1 protein-coding gene is annotated in these 884 nt (G+C 70.6%); it reads left to right on the top strand.

Annotated elements, in window-relative coordinates:
* Nucleotides 1–884: amidohydrolase family protein (locus AC1DU6_RS33265; RefSeq protein ID WP_477862596.1), on the top strand; the 884-nt coding region annotated here is incomplete at both ends.

The following is an 884-nucleotide window of genomic DNA, read 5'->3' as shown; positions in this document are numbered from 1 at the left end:
CTGGAGATCAAGCCCGAGGACGTGCGAGCTGCGCGCGAACAGGGCTTCACGACGGCCCTGTCCCTGCCGCCCGTGGGCGCCGTCTTCCGCGGCCAGAGCGCGCTGATCAGCCTGCGCGACGGCACGGATGCACGCAGCCTCGTGCTGGCGGCCGAGGTGGCCCAGCACCTGGCCCATGAGTACACAACCTTCGACTTCGAGAGCGGCGCCCGCCCGGGCAACTTGAGCTACCCGACCTCGCTGATGGGCAGCATCGCGCTGGAACGCCAGACGCTGCTGAACGCCCGCTGGGCTGCCGGGCCGGCGCCCGCCGGCGAGCGGCGCGAATTCAACGCCAGCCTCGGCGCCCTCGCCCCGGCCCTGAGCGGCAAGCAGCCCATCGTCCATGAGGTGCTGGACGAAGAAGACCTGCTGCGCGTCGCCAGGCTGCGCGACGAGTTCGGGCTCAAGCTGATCGCCCAAGGCACCGGCCATGAATACCGCAAGGCGGCCCAGCTCAAGGCCCTGGGCCTGCCCCTCTTGCTGCCGCTGGCCTTTCCCGCGGCACCCGAAGTCGAGCAGCCCGAGAGCGCGCTGGACGTGCCCCTGCACCAGTTGCAGCACTGGGAGCGTGCGCCCGGCAACGCTGCCGCCCTGCAGGCGGCGGGCGTCGAGTTCGCGATCTCGACGCAAGGGCTGAAGGACGTCAGGAAGGAATTCTGGCCACGGCTGCGCCAGGCCGTGCAGCACGGTCTCACGCCCGAAGCCGCCCTGGCAGCACTGACGACCACGCCGGCCAAGCTGCTGAGCCAACCGCGGCTGGGGCGCCTAGCACCGGGCCAGCTGGCCCACGTCATCGTCGCCAGCGGTGATCTTTTCATCAACGAGCAGGCCGAGGTCGAGAT

Source organism: Roseateles sp. P5_B10 (assembly GCF_056400485.1).
This window is presented reverse-complemented; position numbering and strand designations above follow the sequence as displayed.